The 15,738-nt window shown below is 51.6% G+C and carries 13 protein-coding genes; 9 read left to right on the top strand and 4 right to left on the bottom strand.

Annotation, left to right across the window (positions count from 1 at the left end; all coding sequences use genetic code 11):
* Positions 1-28 precede the first annotated feature (28 nt).
* Both ACEW81_RS00435 and ACEW81_RS00430 read left to right on the top strand, forming a co-directional pair.
* On the top strand, positions 29-1,366 hold the full coding sequence (locus ACEW81_RS00435; RefSeq protein WP_373530988.1) for a DEAD/DEAH box helicase: 1,338 nt from the start codon (positions 29-31) through the stop codon (positions 1,364-1,366).
* 115 nt (positions 1,367-1,481) lie between these two features.
* A complete protein-coding gene (locus tag ACEW81_RS00430) occupies positions 1,482-2,273 on the top strand; it encodes an alpha/beta hydrolase (protein WP_373530987.1) in 792 nt (263 codons plus the stop codon).
* 100 nt (positions 2,274-2,373) lie between these two features.
* Here the strand turns inward: ACEW81_RS00430 and ACEW81_RS00425 are convergent, their stop codons facing one another.
* Positions 2,374-3,510 (bottom strand): hypothetical protein, encoded by a 1,137-nt coding sequence (locus tag ACEW81_RS00425; RefSeq protein WP_373530986.1) that lies wholly within the window; start codon positions 3,508-3,510, stop codon positions 2,374-2,376.
* 469 nt (positions 3,511-3,979) lie between these two features.
* On the opposite strand from ACEW81_RS00425, the gene ACEW81_RS00420 reads away from it, so the two are divergent.
* From ACEW81_RS00420 to ACEW81_RS00390, 7 genes are all read left to right on the top strand, one after another.
* Positions 3,980-5,371 carry an MptA/MptB family glycosyltransferase gene (locus ACEW81_RS00420; RefSeq protein WP_373530985.1) on the top strand — a complete coding sequence of 464 codons (1,392 nt, stop codon included), beginning with the start codon at positions 3,980-3,982 and terminating at the stop codon, positions 5,369-5,371.
* Between the two features lie 29 nt (positions 5,372-5,400).
* Positions 5,401-7,083: a glycosyltransferase family 39 protein gene (locus tag ACEW81_RS00415; RefSeq protein ID WP_373530984.1), complete on the top strand. Its 1,683-nt coding sequence runs from the start codon at positions 5,401-5,403 to the stop codon at positions 7,081-7,083.
* Between the two features lie 143 nt (positions 7,084-7,226).
* On the top strand, positions 7,227-7,655 hold the full coding sequence (locus ACEW81_RS00410) for a hypothetical protein (protein ID WP_373530983.1): 429 nt from the start codon (positions 7,227-7,229) through the stop codon (positions 7,653-7,655).
* 310 nt (positions 7,656-7,965) lie between these two features.
* Positions 7,966-9,003: an aspartate carbamoyltransferase catalytic subunit gene (locus tag ACEW81_RS00405; RefSeq protein ID WP_373530982.1), complete on the top strand. Its 1,038-nt coding sequence runs from the start codon at positions 7,966-7,968 to the stop codon at positions 9,001-9,003.
* Entirely contained in the window at positions 9,000-10,313 is a 1,314-nt protein-coding gene (locus ACEW81_RS00400; protein WP_373530981.1) for a dihydroorotase, read from the top strand. The genes ACEW81_RS00405 and ACEW81_RS00400 overlap by 4 nt, the downstream gene beginning before the upstream one ends.
* Positions 10,314-10,649: 336 nt before the next feature.
* A complete protein-coding gene (locus ACEW81_RS00395) occupies positions 10,650-12,143 on the top strand; it encodes a hypothetical protein (RefSeq protein WP_373530980.1) in 1,494 nt (497 codons plus the stop codon).
* A 190-nt stretch (positions 12,144-12,333) separates the two neighbouring features.
* Complete coding sequence (locus ACEW81_RS00390) at positions 12,334-13,791, top strand: hypothetical protein (protein ID WP_373530979.1); 1,458 nt, start codon at positions 12,334-12,336, stop codon at positions 13,789-13,791.
* On the opposite strand, the gene ACEW81_RS00385 is transcribed toward ACEW81_RS00390, so the two are convergent.
* The 3 genes from ACEW81_RS00385 to ACEW81_RS00375 all read right to left on the bottom strand — a co-directional run bounded on the left by ACEW81_RS00385 (position 13,769) and on the right by ACEW81_RS00375 (position 15,674).
* Complete coding sequence (locus ACEW81_RS00385; protein ID WP_373530978.1) at positions 13,769-14,125, bottom strand: hypothetical protein; 357 nt, start codon at positions 14,123-14,125, stop codon at positions 13,769-13,771. The genes ACEW81_RS00390 and ACEW81_RS00385 overlap by 23 nt on opposite strands.
* An 89-nt stretch (positions 14,126-14,214) precedes the next feature.
* The gene (locus ACEW81_RS00380; RefSeq protein WP_373530977.1) at positions 14,215-15,207 is read right to left on the bottom strand and encodes a hypothetical protein; all 993 of its coding nucleotides are present in this window, start codon (positions 15,205-15,207) and stop codon (positions 14,215-14,217) included.
* Positions 15,204-15,674, bottom strand: a complete 471-nt coding sequence (locus tag ACEW81_RS00375) for a YkgJ family cysteine cluster protein (RefSeq protein ID WP_373530976.1) — start codon at positions 15,672-15,674, stop codon at positions 15,204-15,206. Before ACEW81_RS00375 ends, ACEW81_RS00380 begins: the two co-directional genes overlap by 4 nt.
* Positions 15,675-15,738: the final 64 nt, after the last annotated feature.

The raw sequence follows: 15,738 nt of genomic DNA, 5'->3' as shown, positions 1-15,738 counted from the left end.
CCAACCAGACAGGTGTACAATTAATTTTATGACTCAATTTCACACACTCTCCCTTGACCCCGCCGTTTTAAAATCCCTGGATCACATGGGTTATCACGAGATGACCCCCATTCAGGAAATGGCCATTCCCAAACTTTTGACCGGACAGGATTTTTTAGGCCAAGCGCCTACGGGTACCGGTAAAACTGCCGCCTTTGGCATTCCCCTGATCAGTCGTTTGCAACCTGGCAGCGGCACCATTGACGCTTTGATTCTGGGTCCCACCCGTGAGCTGGTTCAGCAAATTTCTGAAGAGTTGAACCGCATTGGGGCCGAAAAAGGCATTGTGGCCTTGCCCATTTTTGGCGGTGAGAATGTATTTGTGCAAAAAGAATCCCTTCGGGAGCGCAAAGCCCAGATTATTGTAGGCACACCGGGCCGGGTGCTGGATCACATCGGGCAAGTCACCCTGGATTTGTCGCATGCCCGCATGGTGATTCTGGATGAGGCCGATGAAATGCTGGACATGGGTTTCCGGCCCGATATTGAGTCCATCTTCAAAAACTTGCCCGGTGGGCGGGAAACCTGGTTGTTTTCGGCCACCATTTCCCCGGATATTCGCAAGATTGCCGATCAATACATGTATCATCCCGAAGAGGTGCGGATTCAGCCGCAAACCAAAACGGCGGACAATATTGAGCAGCTTTACTACGTGGTGAAAGACGAGGAAAAACACCGCCTGCTGCGTCAGATTATGAAAGAAAATCAGGATATGTACGGCATTGTGTTTTGCCAAACCAAGCGGGATGTGGTGTTGCTAACCCGTAAACTGCGGGATTACTACCCCATTGATTGCCTGCATGGCGCTATGCAGCAAAGCGATCGGGATCAGGTAATGGATGAATTTCGCTCTGGCAAGCTGAAGCTGCTGGTTTCTACCGATATTATGGCCCGTGGTATTGATGTGAACAACCTCACCCACGTTATTAACTACTCTCCGCCCAACGATCCTGAATCCTATATTCACCGTATTGGCAGAACGGCCCGTAAGGGGGAAACCGGGGTGGCGGTAACCTTCTTTACCCCTTATGAGAAGCGTTCGCTGGAACTGCTGGAGCGTCGGGTTAAAATGGGGCTGCAAAAGCACCCGAGCTGCGAACTTGAATTTGAAGACGTTCCTGCTGGCGCTCAGGGCGGCGGTGGCCGTTACCGGGGTCCTGGTGGCGGCGGTGGCGGTGGTCATCGATCTGGTGGTGGGGGACAACGACCCGGCGGGCCTTCTTCCGGTGGGCAAAATCGTCGCCCTCGACGTCCGGGCAGTGGCAGTCCGCGTCCCGAAGGCGCACCCGTTTCTCCTTCGGTGAACCCTTCTGGAGAAAACGCTTAGCGCAGCGCTTGCCTTTGAAAGTCAGTCGATTTGTAAAAATAGCCGGTTCGCGGGAACTGTCGATGGGAACCCCTCGTCTAGCAGTCTAGTGCGTGGACAATTAGGGCGGATTTTTATGAGTGGAAACAAAAAAGGGGTTTTGCTGCTTCATGGCTTAACGGGCTCTCCGGTTGAAATGATGCCGGTGCAGTCCCAGTTGGAGCAAACCGGCTACCACACCCGCCTGATTACTTTGCCGGGACATGGAGAGCGGCCCGCCCGATGCTTTTTTGAAACTTCCGCCATCGAAATTCTTGACCATTGCGCCGCCGAGTATGAACGCTTCGCCGCGGAGGTGGATGAGGTGTACATGGTGGGGCATTCTTTGGGTGGCATTTGTACCTTGCTAACCGCAGCCACCCAGCCGGTTAAGCTGAAAGGCATTGTGGTGTTTTCGGCCCCTTACGAGCATGCCTATTTTTATAACTATGTTCTTGGACTGGCCCGCATGCCCATTCCTCACCTGATTCGGGGGCTTTATTTCGCCCCTCGGGATAAGGCCCGTTTCACTCGCCCCGATTGCAAGCCGTGGAATATTCCCAAACTGGTGCAGCAAAGCCGTGTTATTTTTTCTCTCATGAAGGAGCAGGTGCGCCATATTCAGGTGCCGGTCAGCTTGGCTCATTCAGTTTATGATTTGACCATTCCTTATACCGAAATGCAAAAGCTGGCTGCCATTATCGGTCAGTCGGCCCCGGTTCGCATGACCTCCTTAAATCGTTCCGGGCATCGTATTTTTCCGGTGAGTGGGGATATGGATGAAGCCATGCGGGTGATTGCCCATTTTATAGATCAGGATTGCGACACCTTGGCTGCCTCAAGAGCCGCCCTTAGTAACCGGCAATCGCTTTCTTTGCCCAGTTTATAAAATCTCCTTGATGAAATTGGCTGGACTCAATTTTATGAAAAATCGATGAAAAAAGAGCCGGTGAAAATCGGCTCTTTTTTGGGGTATTCAATCTTTGTATTTACTGAAAGCTTTCGTGGATTTTTTGATCCCGCTCCAGACCGCAAGGGGTGTAGCGATACACAATCACCGGCATCAAGGGATTCTCTGCGTACTGGCGTACCACCACTTCGTAAACGCCGTCCTTGTCAAGGTCTTCCACAATGCGGCGGGGAATGGTGTTGGCCGTAAAGGTGGCCATGGGCTGGCCATCGTTACCGGTGACCCGAACATGATATTGCTTGGGCTCAGGGCTGGGGAAAAACTGGATTAAGGCTGCCTTTCCATTAAAGATAGCGGATTGCTGAGCCACGCTCGCCCCGGAAATGGGCTGAGAGGAAGTTTCCAGCGGACTGGCCTCATCCGGGCTGCAAGTGTTGCCCAAGGGAACATCGGTTAAGCTGCCGGTGGTGGCATCGGCTGAACTGAGCGGCAAGCTGCTGGTGCTAACGCCTTGCAGGGAGGTGACTGAATCACCATAGGGCACATAGGTTAAGCTGAAATCCCGATGGCTGAAGCTTTTGTAAGCGGGCATGGGTTTCATTTTTGCAATGACCTGAATATAGCTGGGCCAAAATCCCGGTTGGTGATTCATGGCATCCCGTATTACGGCGTCTCCCAGCTTGAAGGTGGCATCCATTTTGCGGGTGGTGGTAATTTCCGGGGTGGAATTCTCCAGGTTGATGTCTGCCTCCACTTGGGCCATGGCATAGGCCAGGGCGGAGAATTGATCTTTAAAATAGTCGTTGGCTTTTCTCAGGAAAAACAGGCCGGTTTTGTTTTGCTTGAAAACCATTTGGGCGTACCCGTGGTCAAAGCCCAGCATCAAGTCTTTTTCGTTGGTTAGGCGGCGTTTGTGGATGGCTTCCAGCAATTTGTCGTGCTCGCCGGGCGCTAAATCGTGATAAGCCCGCCGCAGGGCTTCCATATGTACCAGCAACACCGGGGTGCTATTTAAAGCCTGAATCACTTGATCCTGAGTGGTAAATGTTTCGGGAAAGGCTTTGGCAGAAGCGTAACCGTTCACTTCCATGGGGGTGGATCTTAAAATATCAATGCTTTCAGCAGGGCTGGCCAGGTTGATATTGGCCGTCAGGCAAAGCAAAACGCTCATGCCCCACGCAAATTGAGTTAAACCAGCCCGGATTCTGATATTCATTGCTTTTACACTCCCGATTTCAACGCTAATGATTGCCGATGGGTTTGAAAATGCTTGCCATGCTCGGTTTCACACCTTGATGCTTCAGGACGAACCCTAACGGGCCTTGTTCACATCGTTTCCTGAAACAAGAGGCCTCATATACGACCATGCTCTAACCATCATTTTCTTTGTTGAGATTCCACTTTTGGACGCTCGATCGTATACCCTGTTGTATCAGATGCCATGGGTCAGGGCAACCCTGTGAACGGTCCGCACGTTTTAGCCGCTTGGCAGTGCTGCCTTTTAATGGAAGGGTTTGCAGGGGGCTTTCAACATTTTCGCTTGATTCCCTTTCACGCAACCGGCAAAATGGATCAAGCACTGTTTGTAAAAAATTCCCCAACCAGGTTTTAAACTGTTGCGCGCTTCTCTATTCTCCGCTTTTCTGCCTATTACGCAAACCCGATTTTTTCAATGGGGGTGTTGCATGGCGCTGGCCTTGCTGCTGACCGCCCTGTTTTATAAAACCCCGGCCTTGTCCGCTCCTCGCTGGAGCCGGGAGGTGTTTGTATGGCCGTTGACCTTTGCTCTGATTTTTCTATATTGGCAGGGGGCTAAAACGGTTCTGGCGGAAACAACGCCTTTAAAACGGATTGGATGGTCCGGGGTGCTGTGGGCGGTTCTGGCGGTGCTCATTCCCGCTTTTCACTCAACCGATATTTATGGCTATATCAATCGGGGCTGGCAGCAGTTGCATTATGGGCTAAACCCTTATGTCTTCACCATTGATCACATCCCCAACTGGCATGCCGACCCCATGATTACCAATCACTGGGTCAACAACCCCAGCCCCTACGGCTTTTTGTATTTACTCATTGCCAAGCTGCTCTGTTGGGTGGGTCAAGGCAATAAAGCGCTGACGGTTCTGGTGTTTAAGGGTTTTAATGCCCTTTTATATCTGGGCACCGCCGCACTCATCTGGCTGGGGGCAAGACATTTGGAGCAAAAAGGCCCGGACACTGTTCGAGAGCGATTTAACCCGAATTGGGCCGTGTACTTGTACCTTTGGAATCCGCTGGTTTTAATTCATTCCCTGGGTAACGGGCATAACGATATGCTGATGGGCTTTTTTGTCACCTTGGCCGCATTGTCGGCCTTATTGGGTGGTTGGTTTTGGATTTTACCGGCATTAATGGCGGCTACCCTCATTAAATACGGGGCGCTGGTGATTTTGCCGCTGGCCTTTTTGTTTTTGCTCAAAAACAAAGCATGGGTGGCCTTAGGGGCAGGGCTTGCTTTGGCCATCCTTGTTTTTGCGGTGACTGGTCTGCCCTATTTGCCAGATTGGCGGCAGTTTCATTTGGCAGAAATCAATCACAACGCTTTTGTCAGTCATGGGTCTTTGCATTCCTTTGTTTACTCTTTGTTCAAATATATAGATAAAACCATTCTGCCTGCCTTGCACCCGCATCGAGAGTGGGTTCGAGGGATTTTAAAAAATGGCCTGTTAGGCGCTTACGCCCTGTTTTTTGCGGGCTTGTGCTGGCGTCGGTTTCGGCAGTCGGGTTATCCGGCTTCTCAGTGGATTCAGGACGCCTTGCTGGTAATGGCCGTATTGATTGGCCTGATCAGTCTTAAATTTTATCCCTGGTATCTGGGGATGTTTTTTCCGCTGGTTTTCTACCTACCCCATGAGCATTGGCTGCGTCGTTTGCTGATTCCGCTATCTTGCGCTCAATTGTTTTCCATTACGTTTATTGGGCAGGCCCATTTGCTTAATTTTTTGGTGATGACCGCACTGCCCATCCTCTGGTTTCTTTGGAAGCAAAAAACAGACAAGCCTTTGCCGGTTTCGGGTTCCGGTTCGGAGGTGGCTTGATGAGGCGGGTTCAACCTTGGGCTTGGCTTGTGTTGGCCTTGATTGTGTTGTTGGGCGTGGGCGTTCGTTTTTATAAGCTGGATGAAAAAAGCTTGTGGAGTGATGAAGTTGCCACCATTGCCACCAGTTTGGGCAATTCTATTGATCCTGATGCTTACCGCTTGCGGGGGGAGCGATTTGATCCGCCTGCCCCGGTGCCAGCGCTGGTTTACAAAAGCAAAGCCACCCAGTCTCACGGCGCCGCAAATTTTGGGCGTACCGCCGAGGTTTTAAAGGCCAATGTGCATCCGCCGTTGTTTTTCTGGTTGATGAATTTATGGATTCATGGCGTGGGGCTGGAACCCGGTTTATTGCGGGTGCCAGCGGCTTTGTTTGGGGTGCTTTCTATTTTTCTGTGTTTTGGGCTTTCTTTACGGTTGGCCGATCTGGATGCGGTGCAGTTTTCCGCCAACCAGCGGCAAGGCTTTGCGCTGCTCACGTCCGCTATGTTGGCCTTGTCGGCCTATCAGGTCGATCATGCTCAGGATGCTCGCCAGTACACGCTGTTGCTTTGTTTGGCCTTGACGGCTGTTTGGCAGGTGGTTGGTTTGGCCCAAAGCCAGGGTCGTGGTTTTTTAAAGTGGGTGCTGCTGGCCCTGATTTTGGCGGCGGGGCTGTATGCTCAGTATTTCTTTTTGCTATTTGCGGTGTTTGTTTTTGCGGTGCTGCTGTGGCGGGGACGATCTCAAAAAAGGGTTTGGGTGGGTTCACTGACTTGTCTGGGGCTAATTGGGTTGTTGTTGTTGCCCTGGGCCTCGTCGATATTTCAGGCGCAACTGGTGTTTTTGAAACTGGCGGGCCATTACACCTCGGGTTTGTGGCATCCTGTGCAGTTGCCTGAAAAATTGTGGCGCATTTTTTGCGAATTTTTTATGCCAGGCAGTAAAGCTGGAAAGTGGCTCCCTTTGCTGATTTTGTTGGGCTGGGGCAGTAGCGTTTGGTGTGCTGACCAACGAAATCGCAATCACAGGCTGGAAAAAAATCAGAGCCTACAAAAACCGTGGGCGCTTTCGCCGGTATTGGCCCTTTGTTTAATGTGGCTGGTGTGTTTAACGGGTGAGCAAATTTTGCTGGATCTGCTAAAAAACACCCATACCGCCACCATTCGCCGCTATTTATTTTTGGTCAGTCCCGCCTGTTATTTGTTGCTGGCCTATGCGCTTTTTGCCATGAGACGTCATTGGCGGCCTTCCCGCTGGCGATGGTTGCCGGTGGTACTGGGCACGGTATTGCTGACTGTAATGAGCGTGGATACCTTTTACGCCCTGTTTAAAGCCCACACCTCCTCCGATGAGTTTAAACAAGCCGCTGCTTATATCAATGGCCAGAGTGGCCCCCATGATTTGGTGCTGGTGAATAAAACGGGGGCCATGGCGGTGGGGCTTGCCTATTACCTTAAGCCGGAAACCCGCATGTGGGGTGTGAATGTTTCCACCGCTCAGGATTTAAGGCCGGGGGCTCCCTTGTTGACTCAATTAACCCGTATGCTGCCAGCGGGCCCTTGTGAGGGGCGGGTTTGGCTGGTCTTTTCTCACTCGGCAACCAGCACCCGAGAGCGGTTGCAGGCTTGGTTGGCTCAAAATAATTATCAGGCAGGCCCTGAGTTTAAAGTGCCAGGGGTTCGGGTTTTACAGGCAGGGTGTCCGTCTTCAGGGGTTGAGGCCAATCACTGAGTGATTCACTGTAGCAACAAAATCCACTTCAATGTTTTTATGCTTGTACAGGGTATTAGGTCGTAGATCAATTCAGTAGGGGACGTGTGCGTTGCTGGGGCCAAGGCTCAATCATTGACATGCGTTGAACAGGAGACAATATAATGGCATATGGGGGATTTATGGGCGGCGGTGGCTACGGCTACGGTGCCGGTTTTGCGCCCACGCCGGGTGGCTTTACCCCGGCACGAACAGGCGCTGTAGAAAGCTCACCTGCAACACCGTTTGAAAAAGTAAGCGGCAAGCTGGACCGGCAAGAATCCAGCGTGAGAGGTTCCGTGTGGGGCGGTGGTATTGGTGGTGCTGGCGGTGCTGCTGCGGGTGCCGCTGTGGGTAGCCGTTTTGCTGGAAAAGCCGGTGCTGCTGTGGGCGGCGTGATTGGTGCGGTCGGTGGGATTGTGGGCGGCGTTTTTGCTGGTAAAGAGATCAACAAGGGTCGCTCCGCCTTAAAAGACACCAGCGATGATGGTAAGTTCAACGGATCACGTAGAGAGGAGTTTCAGATGGATCGTACCTACAATTCGGTCTTCTAACCCCCCATCTTCGGCATTTTTGCCAGCAAACCCCGATTGTGCAATGCATAATCGGGGTTTTTGCTATGCAGCAGGGTAACAATATCTGGCTGTGCCCTTTTCAAAATAAGGTTTTCGGAGACAATAGGAAGGTATCCTTTTAATGCTGATTCGGCGAGGTCAGCAAGGGTGTCAAACAGGTGTCAACGAAAGTGCCTAATAACGTCACGACTCTGATGGACTACACTGTGTTCTGTTTCGGCAGAATCCGCTCAGGTTATTCTTTTTATACACCCCCCGCCCTCCTCGCCCCATAACAGGAGGTTTTTTTATGGCCACAAATTCCCCGTTACCCACCAAGGGACTCTGGAATCGTCGACATGTGATTGATTCCGCCTCTTTGTCCCTGGAGGAAGTGCAAGAGGTGCTGCGAACGGCAACCTCTTTTTCTCATATCCTGAGTCGTCCGGTTAAAAAAATTCCCACCTTGCGGGGCAAAGTGGTGGTTAATATGTTTTATGAAAATTCCACCCGCACCCGCACCAGTTTTGAACTGGCGGCTCAGTATCTAAGCGCGGACGCCGTTAATTTTTCGGTTTCCAGCTCTTCGGTTAAAAAGGGAGAATCCCTGATTGATACCGCCGAAACCTTGGCGGCCATGGGCACCGATGCGGTGGTGATTCGCCATGCCAGCTCCGGGGTTTGCCAGCAGTTGGTCAATTACTTTGGGGACCGCATGTGCATTTTGAACGCGGGAGATGGGTATCATGACCATCCCACCCAAGGGCTGCTGGATTTATTCAGTCTGCTGGAGCGCATGGACGATTTAACCGGCAAAAAAATTGTGATTGTGGGCGATATTTTGCACAGTCGGGTGGCTCGCAGCAATATTCATTTGCTCAAGCTGTTTGGGGCCGAAGTCCATTTGTTAGCCCCTTCCACATTGCTGCCCATGCATATTGAAGCACTGGGCTGCAAGGCGCACACCGACATTGAGGAAGCGCTTCGGGACGCGGATGTGGTGATGTGCCTGAGAATGCAGCTGGAGCGTCAGCGGGCGGGGCTAATTCCAGCCTTGAGAGAGTACATTCGGTTTTATTCCATTACTCAGGATCGTCTGGATCGTTTTTGTAAGCCTAACGTGCTGGTTATGCATCCCGGCCCCATGAACCGAGGGGTGGAAATTGCCAGTGACGTGGCCGATAACAAGGCGCTGTCCCTGATTACCAATCAGGTGACCAGTGGGGTGGCCATTCGCATGTCTCTGTTGTATCTCTGCTTGAGTACCCCTGCTGAGCGCAGTGGTCTGGAGCGTTTTCAAGCCAGTTATAGTGAGCGGAACCAGCAGACAGGAGTGCTTGCGGTATGAAAAAATTGTTAAAAGGCGGACGTGTCCTTGATCCGGCTTCCGGGCTGGATGCGGTCATGGATGTGCTCATTGATGGGAACGTTATTGCCGCCATTGAAACCGATATTCCGGGCAGCTCGGCCGATGAGGTGATTGAGCTGCATGCCGGACAGTGGGTGGCACCAGGGCTGGTGGATGTTCACGTTCATTTCCGGGACCCCGGCAGTCCGGATAAGGAAACCACCGAAACGGGCGCCGCCGCTGCGGTGGCCGGTGGCTTTACCACCGTGTGCGTGATGCCCAACACCTCTCCGGTGATTGACAGCACCCCCATGGTTCAGTACATTCTGAACGCCGCTCAATCCACGGGTATCCAGATTTTCCCCATTGCCGCCGTAACCCGTGGCCTGGAAGGGGAAGAAATGACCTCTATTGGAACCCTCCTGAGTCAGGGTGCGGTTGGCTTTTCTGATGATGGCAGGCCGGTTGCCAGTGCCAACATGATGCGTAAGGCGCTGGAATATTCCAATATGTTTGATGTACCGATTGTGTGCCACGCCGAGGATTGCACCCTGTTTGGAAATGGGGTCATGCACGAGGGCTATTACTCCACCTTGCTGGGGTTACCGGGCATTCCTTCGGTGGCTGAAAGTGTGATGGTGGCCCGTGACATTGAACTGGCCCGCTTTACGGGGGGCCGGGTTCACTTTGCCCATATTTCAAGCAAGGAAAGCGTCTCCCTGATTCGCAAGGCCAAAGCGGAAGGGCTTCGCATTACCGCTGAAACCACCCCCCACTATCTGGCCCTGACGGATGCCTGTTGTCAGGCCTATGACCCGGATTTCAAGATGAACGGGCCTTTACGGGGCGAGGCTGACCAGAAAGCATTGATTGAGGCGGTGATGGACGGCACCATTGACGTGATTGCCACCGATCATGCCCCCCATACCCCGGATGAAAAGTCCATGGCTTTTGATTGCGCCCCCAACGGGGTGATTGGGCTGGAAACTTCTTTATCCATTATGCTCACCCACTTTTATCACACCAAAAAGCTGAATCCGCTGGATTTGATTGCCATGATGTCCACCCGCCCCGCTGAAATTTTCAAATTGAAACACTCTGGCAGGCTGGCAGTGGGAGAAAGGGCCGATGTGGTGGTGATTGATCCTGAACAGTCGTGGGTGGTGGATCCGGCTCAGTTCCACAGCAAGTCCAGAAATACGCCGTTCAAGGGGCAAACCCTGAAAGGGCGAGCTATTCTAACGCTGGCAAACGGGCAATGCCTTTACCAGCAGTCGTCTTTGCTCAAGCGTTCGGCCATGGCGGTTTAGCATTTAAAATCCTCAAGTCTCCGGTTGTTTCAACACAGCCGGAGATTTGCTTTGTTTGAGGCACAAATTTTTAGTGCTTCGGTTTTCTTTTTTTGTATGATAGATTTTCCTAAATCTTAATGTGAAAGTTCTAATATTCGTGTTCATCTCTGATATCCAGAATAACTCTGCATTTTGTTGGTGGCAGCCTATGGATGGGCCGCCTGCTTTCAGTTGAGTTTTTGAGGTATCAACACTCAAGATTGATTCAGTAACCGGCGGGCTTCCTAAAAAATAGAAGTGGCCGGTTTTTTCGTAGTTATCCCGCTCATTGCTTCAGGAAAGTTATTACCCCCAATGATGCCCCCTATTGAGAAGCAACTATCTGCCAGGGTTCCCCTGATTCTCCAGAAAATGCCTTTCTGGGATCGAACGGTGGGCAATTTGCTGCATGTCAGTGAAGGGCAGAACGGGTTGTCCTGGATGTCTTTCCTGAGGGACACCTCCGTGGCCTGGTTGCCCAAAATCGTGGTGTCCCGAAGTCTCATTGAGATTTCGGAAAGTACTTTTCTGGAGTTTCTGGAATCGGGCGTCATCTATTTTTCAGTGCCTGTGGCGGCTAAAGGCATGCATCGTTTTTTCCTGCGTCAGGCCGAGCAAACGCTGAACGGCAATTTGTCCAAAGCGCATTTGGCCATGCCGGTTCATCAGTTAAGAGAATTAGCGGCCAAGCCCGGTGAAACTTTATTGAAGAAGGAGCTGCCCCGTATTTTGGCGGTAAAAGCGGCCACCATTGTAGGGCCCATGGTGGCGGTAGGCCTGGGGTGTGAGTACCTGATTAACTACGGCAAAAACCTGATGACCGCTAAAGTGTTTAAAAAAGACAAGTTTAGCGATGTGGTGAATCTATCCAAGGGAACCATGAAAAGTGGTGAGGAAAGCGAGGTGGTTACCCGATCCGTTCATCGTACGCTGGCCACCTTGGGCCTGATGGGGGGTACTCTGCTTGGCTCTTTGGCCATGGCCCGCTATGGACATAAGCTTCCGCAAACGCCACTCAAGGGCCTTAAAGAGGCATTGCTGAAAAGTAACTGGAAAAAACTGGGCGAAAAGGTGCCAGAAAACCCGCTTGCCGCCGTGGTGAAGCATTTTGATTATGACTCGACCAAGGGCGGATTCTCGATTTCTTCTAACCAGTTGCGCTGGTACATGCTGGGTTCTATTCCCGCTTACGCCGATGCGGCCCGAGATAAGCTGGAGCGGGTGGAGTCCGTTTCCCGGCTGGCGGTGATTATGGGGTATTTGGCTTTTGGCCAGCAAGCGCTGGAAAAAGGCATGTTAAGCGTTATTAAAAAATACCGGCCCGATTTGCACGGGGCCATGATTGCGGATGTGGGGCCGGGTGGCAAGTCTCAGGTCATGCGACTCACGGATGTGGTGGACAAGGCGTTTCACAAAGAAAATCTGGCCCAGAGCGGACGATCCATTCAGGCCAACTCTCTGGATGGCTTGTTTCACAAAGCGGATGAGGCGGCTTTAAGGGTTGCTTCTGACGAGCAGCTGAAGCGGGCCATTACCGGCAAAAATGTTTTGTTTGGGGTGCCTATGGTGGTTGGGGTTCTGGGAACCGGCGTTGGGGTTACTCTGTTAAATCAGTTCTGGACGAAATACCGATTTAACAAGGCGGAATCGCCTGTTTTGGCGGGCGCTTTACCGGCACTCGGTAATCAAAAGCCGGTTCAAGTGGTTCAAACTGTCAATCCGGCAAGGGCGGTCTATAACTATTCATCCCCGTTTCAAAATTCGGCCATGCCGGTGAACCGATTTGCCGGTTATCGTCCTTTCATATAAAGTTTGGTAGTGGAAGGAAGCACCCTTTTCAGGGTGTTTGATTTCCCCCTGTTTCCTCACCTTGTTTTAGATTCATCATCTTAGAGTCATCACCCCTTGAACATTCGGCAGTTGGCAAGGGTTCTTACCGTTTGCTGACACAAAAAACGCCGTCTCGGTTTAATATGACTGACGAACCAGAGTGTACCGCGTGACCCAAGTCTCCAATCTCAGTGCCAGCGTTGCTAGGCTGGCAAGCCAGAGCAGGCTGTATCGAACCTTGGCTTTTCAGGAAGGCCAGGGTGGGGGAACCGCCATGAAGTTTTTACAGGACACCGGTTCCGCCTGGTTGCCCAAAATACTGATTTCCCGAAGCAAGGCCGAAGGGGCTGAAGCCAGCTTACTGGAGTTTGGGGAATCGGCCATGACCTATGCCTTGCCCACGTTTTTGGGGCCGGGTTTGGCGAATCTATTTTTCAAATTTGGCGCTTATCGTCGACCGTTCGATAAAGCGTTCAATAAAAAACTGCTGACTGAAACTTATGAGGTGCTGAGCAAGGCCAGCGATCAAAAGGCGGCCGCTCAGGCCATGGTGACCAAAGCGGCGGTGATTCTGTCCACCATTGGGGGCATTGGCCTGTGGGGCGAGTCGTTGGTGAATTACGGTAAAAACCTGATGACCGCTAAAGTTTTTAAAAAAGACAAGTTTAGCGATGTGATTAACCTGACCCCCGGTAAAATCCAGCCGCAATCGGGCTATGGGCAAGAAGACAGTCCGCAGGTGAAGAAAGCTAAAAATCGAATCAAGCAGGTTAGCGTTGGCTTTGCGGGATTGCTGGGCGGCGCGTTTTTGTTGGCCCGGTTTGGCCATCGCTCCGAGGGGGTGAAAAAAATCTCCGGGCAAGTGGTCAAGCATCTGGATTTCAGCTTTGCTCAAAACGCTCAAAAAAAGGTGACCTACGGCCTGGGCAATCGAAAAGGGTTGTTGGGGGCCATGATGCTTACTTGCGCCATTCCTTACCTGGATTCGGCCAGAGACGGCTATGAACGACTGGAAACGGCCTTGAGACTGCCGGTTGTTTTTGCCTATATTCTGTACGGACAGGAATTGATTCAAAAGGGCATGGTCAAATATTTTCCCCATCTTTTTAAAGAGGCTTTGGATGCTCAGGGCAAGGTGATGAGTACCCGCCAAATCGCGGAAACCGCCTTGATGAGAGCCGCCAAGGATAGCCAAAACTTAACGCCAGAGATGGAAGCAGTAGCGGCACCGCATATACGCCGTGGTCTTATGGCAAAAAGCCTGACGGTGGTTGTGCCATTGGCAAGTGGCATTGTGTTTACCGGCTTGGGGCTAGGCCTTTTAAACCGGTTTTTAACCAATTATCGCTTTAAACAGCAAAGTCTCACCGGATCGGGCGGTAATCCTCAGCCTCGTCCGTCGCTGGTACCTTTTAGTGGGCCTCCGCTGAACACTTTCGGGTTGCCTTTCAGCGGGGTCGCCGCTGATCCCTCTTTGGCCACTGGCTCTTATCCGCTGGGCGGTTTGAACCGGGGCTCGTTCGCAGGCGGCTTCGGCAATTCGGGGTTTTATCCCGCTCAACCCGCTACCCGTGGTGGGGTGGCGTTTGGAAAAGACGCCGGGGCTAAGCGGTCGTATCCGGGATAAACTGTTTGATTTCCAGCAGTTTACCGGGGCGCTGGCTCAGGCTAAGCATGAACTCTTCAATCCGTTTGCCGGGTACAAAGTAGTTGTTTAACCTGACGTTTCCGCTGTCGTGATGGAGTTCCATCATTTTAACCACGTAATGCTTGGCTTCGCCCACCTCGTTCAGGGAATCTTCATCGTTAAGCCCGTTAGAGTCGTGTTTGATGCTGACATAGTTGAACCCGTCGTGGCTGATAATCATTTCTCCACCCTCTTCCACCTCAAAGTGGAAGTGATCGCCCCGGCGATGCTTTTGAAAAATACTGATGACCTTGTTGCTAATTTCGTCTGTCATAGGGTTTGTCCTGATTGTAAAATTTATAAGGGTACTATCGGCATAGAATAGGTATAGGGCAGGGGGGATATTCAGTATGATTCCCCGGTTCAGGTCTGTTGAAGCTTGTTGAGCCATCGTTTGAGATCGAGCCCTTCGGCTCGAGTTTGGCAATCATACCAAAATAAGGTTAAAGCACTGATATGAAAAGGCATGATCAGGCAATTGGCAAGGCTGCTCCAGATATTCCAGATGGATTGAACATAGAGTGGAACGCTGTGGTGATTGTCTAATCCGGTGCGAGACATTTCAACCCCCATCCACAGAGACACCGGACCCATTAGTACGCCCATAAAACTCCAGCTAAGCAGCATAAAGCCGATGCTGAAGAGCAAGACTCTGGGGACTGATTTGAAGAGCAGTTGATAGGAATCCCCTATATGGCGCCAGAATTTTTTGGGTGCCTCCGTATTTGTGAGCAAGGATAAAATGGGGAAGTTAAATAAAAACCATTGCACGGTTCCCAAACTAACCAGCAGCACGAAAGCCCCAAAACCTACCACCAGTGCGAAAATACCCATCATTAATTTGGAGGTGGCGCCGCCACTGGAGGCCATCAGCGCCGTCATTGTAAAGCCCACTAAAATCATGCCCAGGTAAAAAATAACCAGCGTTACCACCAGCAGGCCCAAAAACATCAGCCCCAGTAGCACGGTCATGCCCATCAAGGGCAGCGCGTTTGCCCGAAGGTGCTGAAAGCACTCTTTCAGGCTGGGGGTGGTATTTCTCAGTAAGGACAGGTAAAAGAATCGGCATAGCATGCCATAGCTGATTAACCAGGCCAGAAAAACGGGAATGATCAGCACGCAGGTGCCTGCCAATAGCAGCAGTCGAATGGCCAGCTCGCCCACCCCCACTTGGGTTAGGAATGCCTGATTGGAAAATAAACTGAGCAAGATGTGAAACAGGGTGTTGAGTATGGCCGGAACCGCCATTAGCAGTAAAACTACCTTCAGGTTCACTCTCACCAGGGTCCAGGCTCTGCTAATCAAGGTTAAAATGCCTTGAGGCGGATAAATAACCGGAGCGGGCAGCGCTGTCATGAGGAAACCGGTCGCTCCGCCTGGGGTGGTTCATTTTCGGGGGAAGAGACTTGTTTCAAGACATCCTGAAAGGTGCGGAGCAGCCGGAACTGATATCCGCAGCCTTCCGCCAGTTTGCCGCCCATTAAAATGGAATGCTCCGATGGGTACTGGCGGCAGAAGTTGGGGCGCTTGTTATAAATGCCACAGGTGTTGTTGGATTGCAGGTGAATGCACTGGAATAGAAGCCCGTCCGGGTCGCTTTGGGAGGGCAGGGGCTTAAAGTATTCATATTCCGGGTTCTTGGTTTTGACATCCTCAAACATTTCAAGGCTGTTAATGGTTTGCTGGCCATACACCAGGTAAATGTTGGAACAGCACTTGCCGCACTGGTTACAAGCCCCGGTGCGCTCAAAGTATTGCCCTTGCTGGGCGCCTGCCTGACGGGTTTCTTCAGGTTGCAGAAAGGATTTTACAATTTCTAGCATGCTTTTATTTTATACGGTTTCCCTGCTTTTGGCTGCCCTACACACACTTGTTTTAGGTCGCTTT

The sequence above is a fragment of the Vampirovibrio sp. genome (assembly GCF_041737375.1).
GTDB lineage: Bacteria > Cyanobacteriota > Vampirovibrionia > Vampirovibrionales > Vampirovibrionaceae > Vampirovibrio.
The sequence above is the reverse complement of the archived record's forward strand: the minus strand, read 5'-3'. Positions and strand labels throughout refer to the sequence as shown.

What these genes read in the sequence shown, in the direction of transcription:
- ACEW81_RS00385 (WP_373530978.1), bottom strand. Translation starts at nt 14,125, where the DNA reads ATGACAGACGAAATTAGCAACAAGGTCATCAGTATTTTTCAAAAGCAT.
- ACEW81_RS00425 (WP_373530986.1), bottom strand. Translation starts at nt 3,510, where the DNA reads ATGAATATCAGAATCCGGGCTGGTTTAACTCAATTTGCGTGGGGCATG.
- ACEW81_RS00395 (WP_373530980.1), top strand. Translation starts at nt 10,650, where the DNA reads ATGATGCCCCCTATTGAGAAGCAACTATCTGCCAGGGTTCCCCTGATT.
- ACEW81_RS00380 (WP_373530977.1), bottom strand. Translation starts at nt 15,207, where the DNA reads ATGACAGCGCTGCCCGCTCCGGTTATTTATCCGCCTCAAGGCATTTTA.
- ACEW81_RS00420 (WP_373530985.1), top strand. Translation starts at nt 3,980, where the DNA reads ATGGCGCTGGCCTTGCTGCTGACCGCCCTGTTTTATAAAACCCCGGCC.
- ACEW81_RS00375 (WP_373530976.1), bottom strand. Translation starts at nt 15,674, where the DNA reads ATGCTAGAAATTGTAAAATCCTTTCTGCAACCTGAAGAAACCCGTCAG.
- ACEW81_RS00435 (WP_373530988.1), top strand. Translation starts at nt 29, where the DNA reads ATGACTCAATTTCACACACTCTCCCTTGACCCCGCCGTTTTAAAATCC.
- ACEW81_RS00400 (WP_373530981.1), top strand. Translation starts at nt 9,000, where the DNA reads ATGAAAAAATTGTTAAAAGGCGGACGTGTCCTTGATCCGGCTTCCGGG.
- ACEW81_RS00410 (WP_373530983.1), top strand. Translation starts at nt 7,227, where the DNA reads ATGGCATATGGGGGATTTATGGGCGGCGGTGGCTACGGCTACGGTGCC.
- ACEW81_RS00430 (WP_373530987.1), top strand. Translation starts at nt 1,482, where the DNA reads ATGAGTGGAAACAAAAAAGGGGTTTTGCTGCTTCATGGCTTAACGGGC.
- ACEW81_RS00405 (WP_373530982.1), top strand. Translation starts at nt 7,966, where the DNA reads ATGGCCACAAATTCCCCGTTACCCACCAAGGGACTCTGGAATCGTCGA.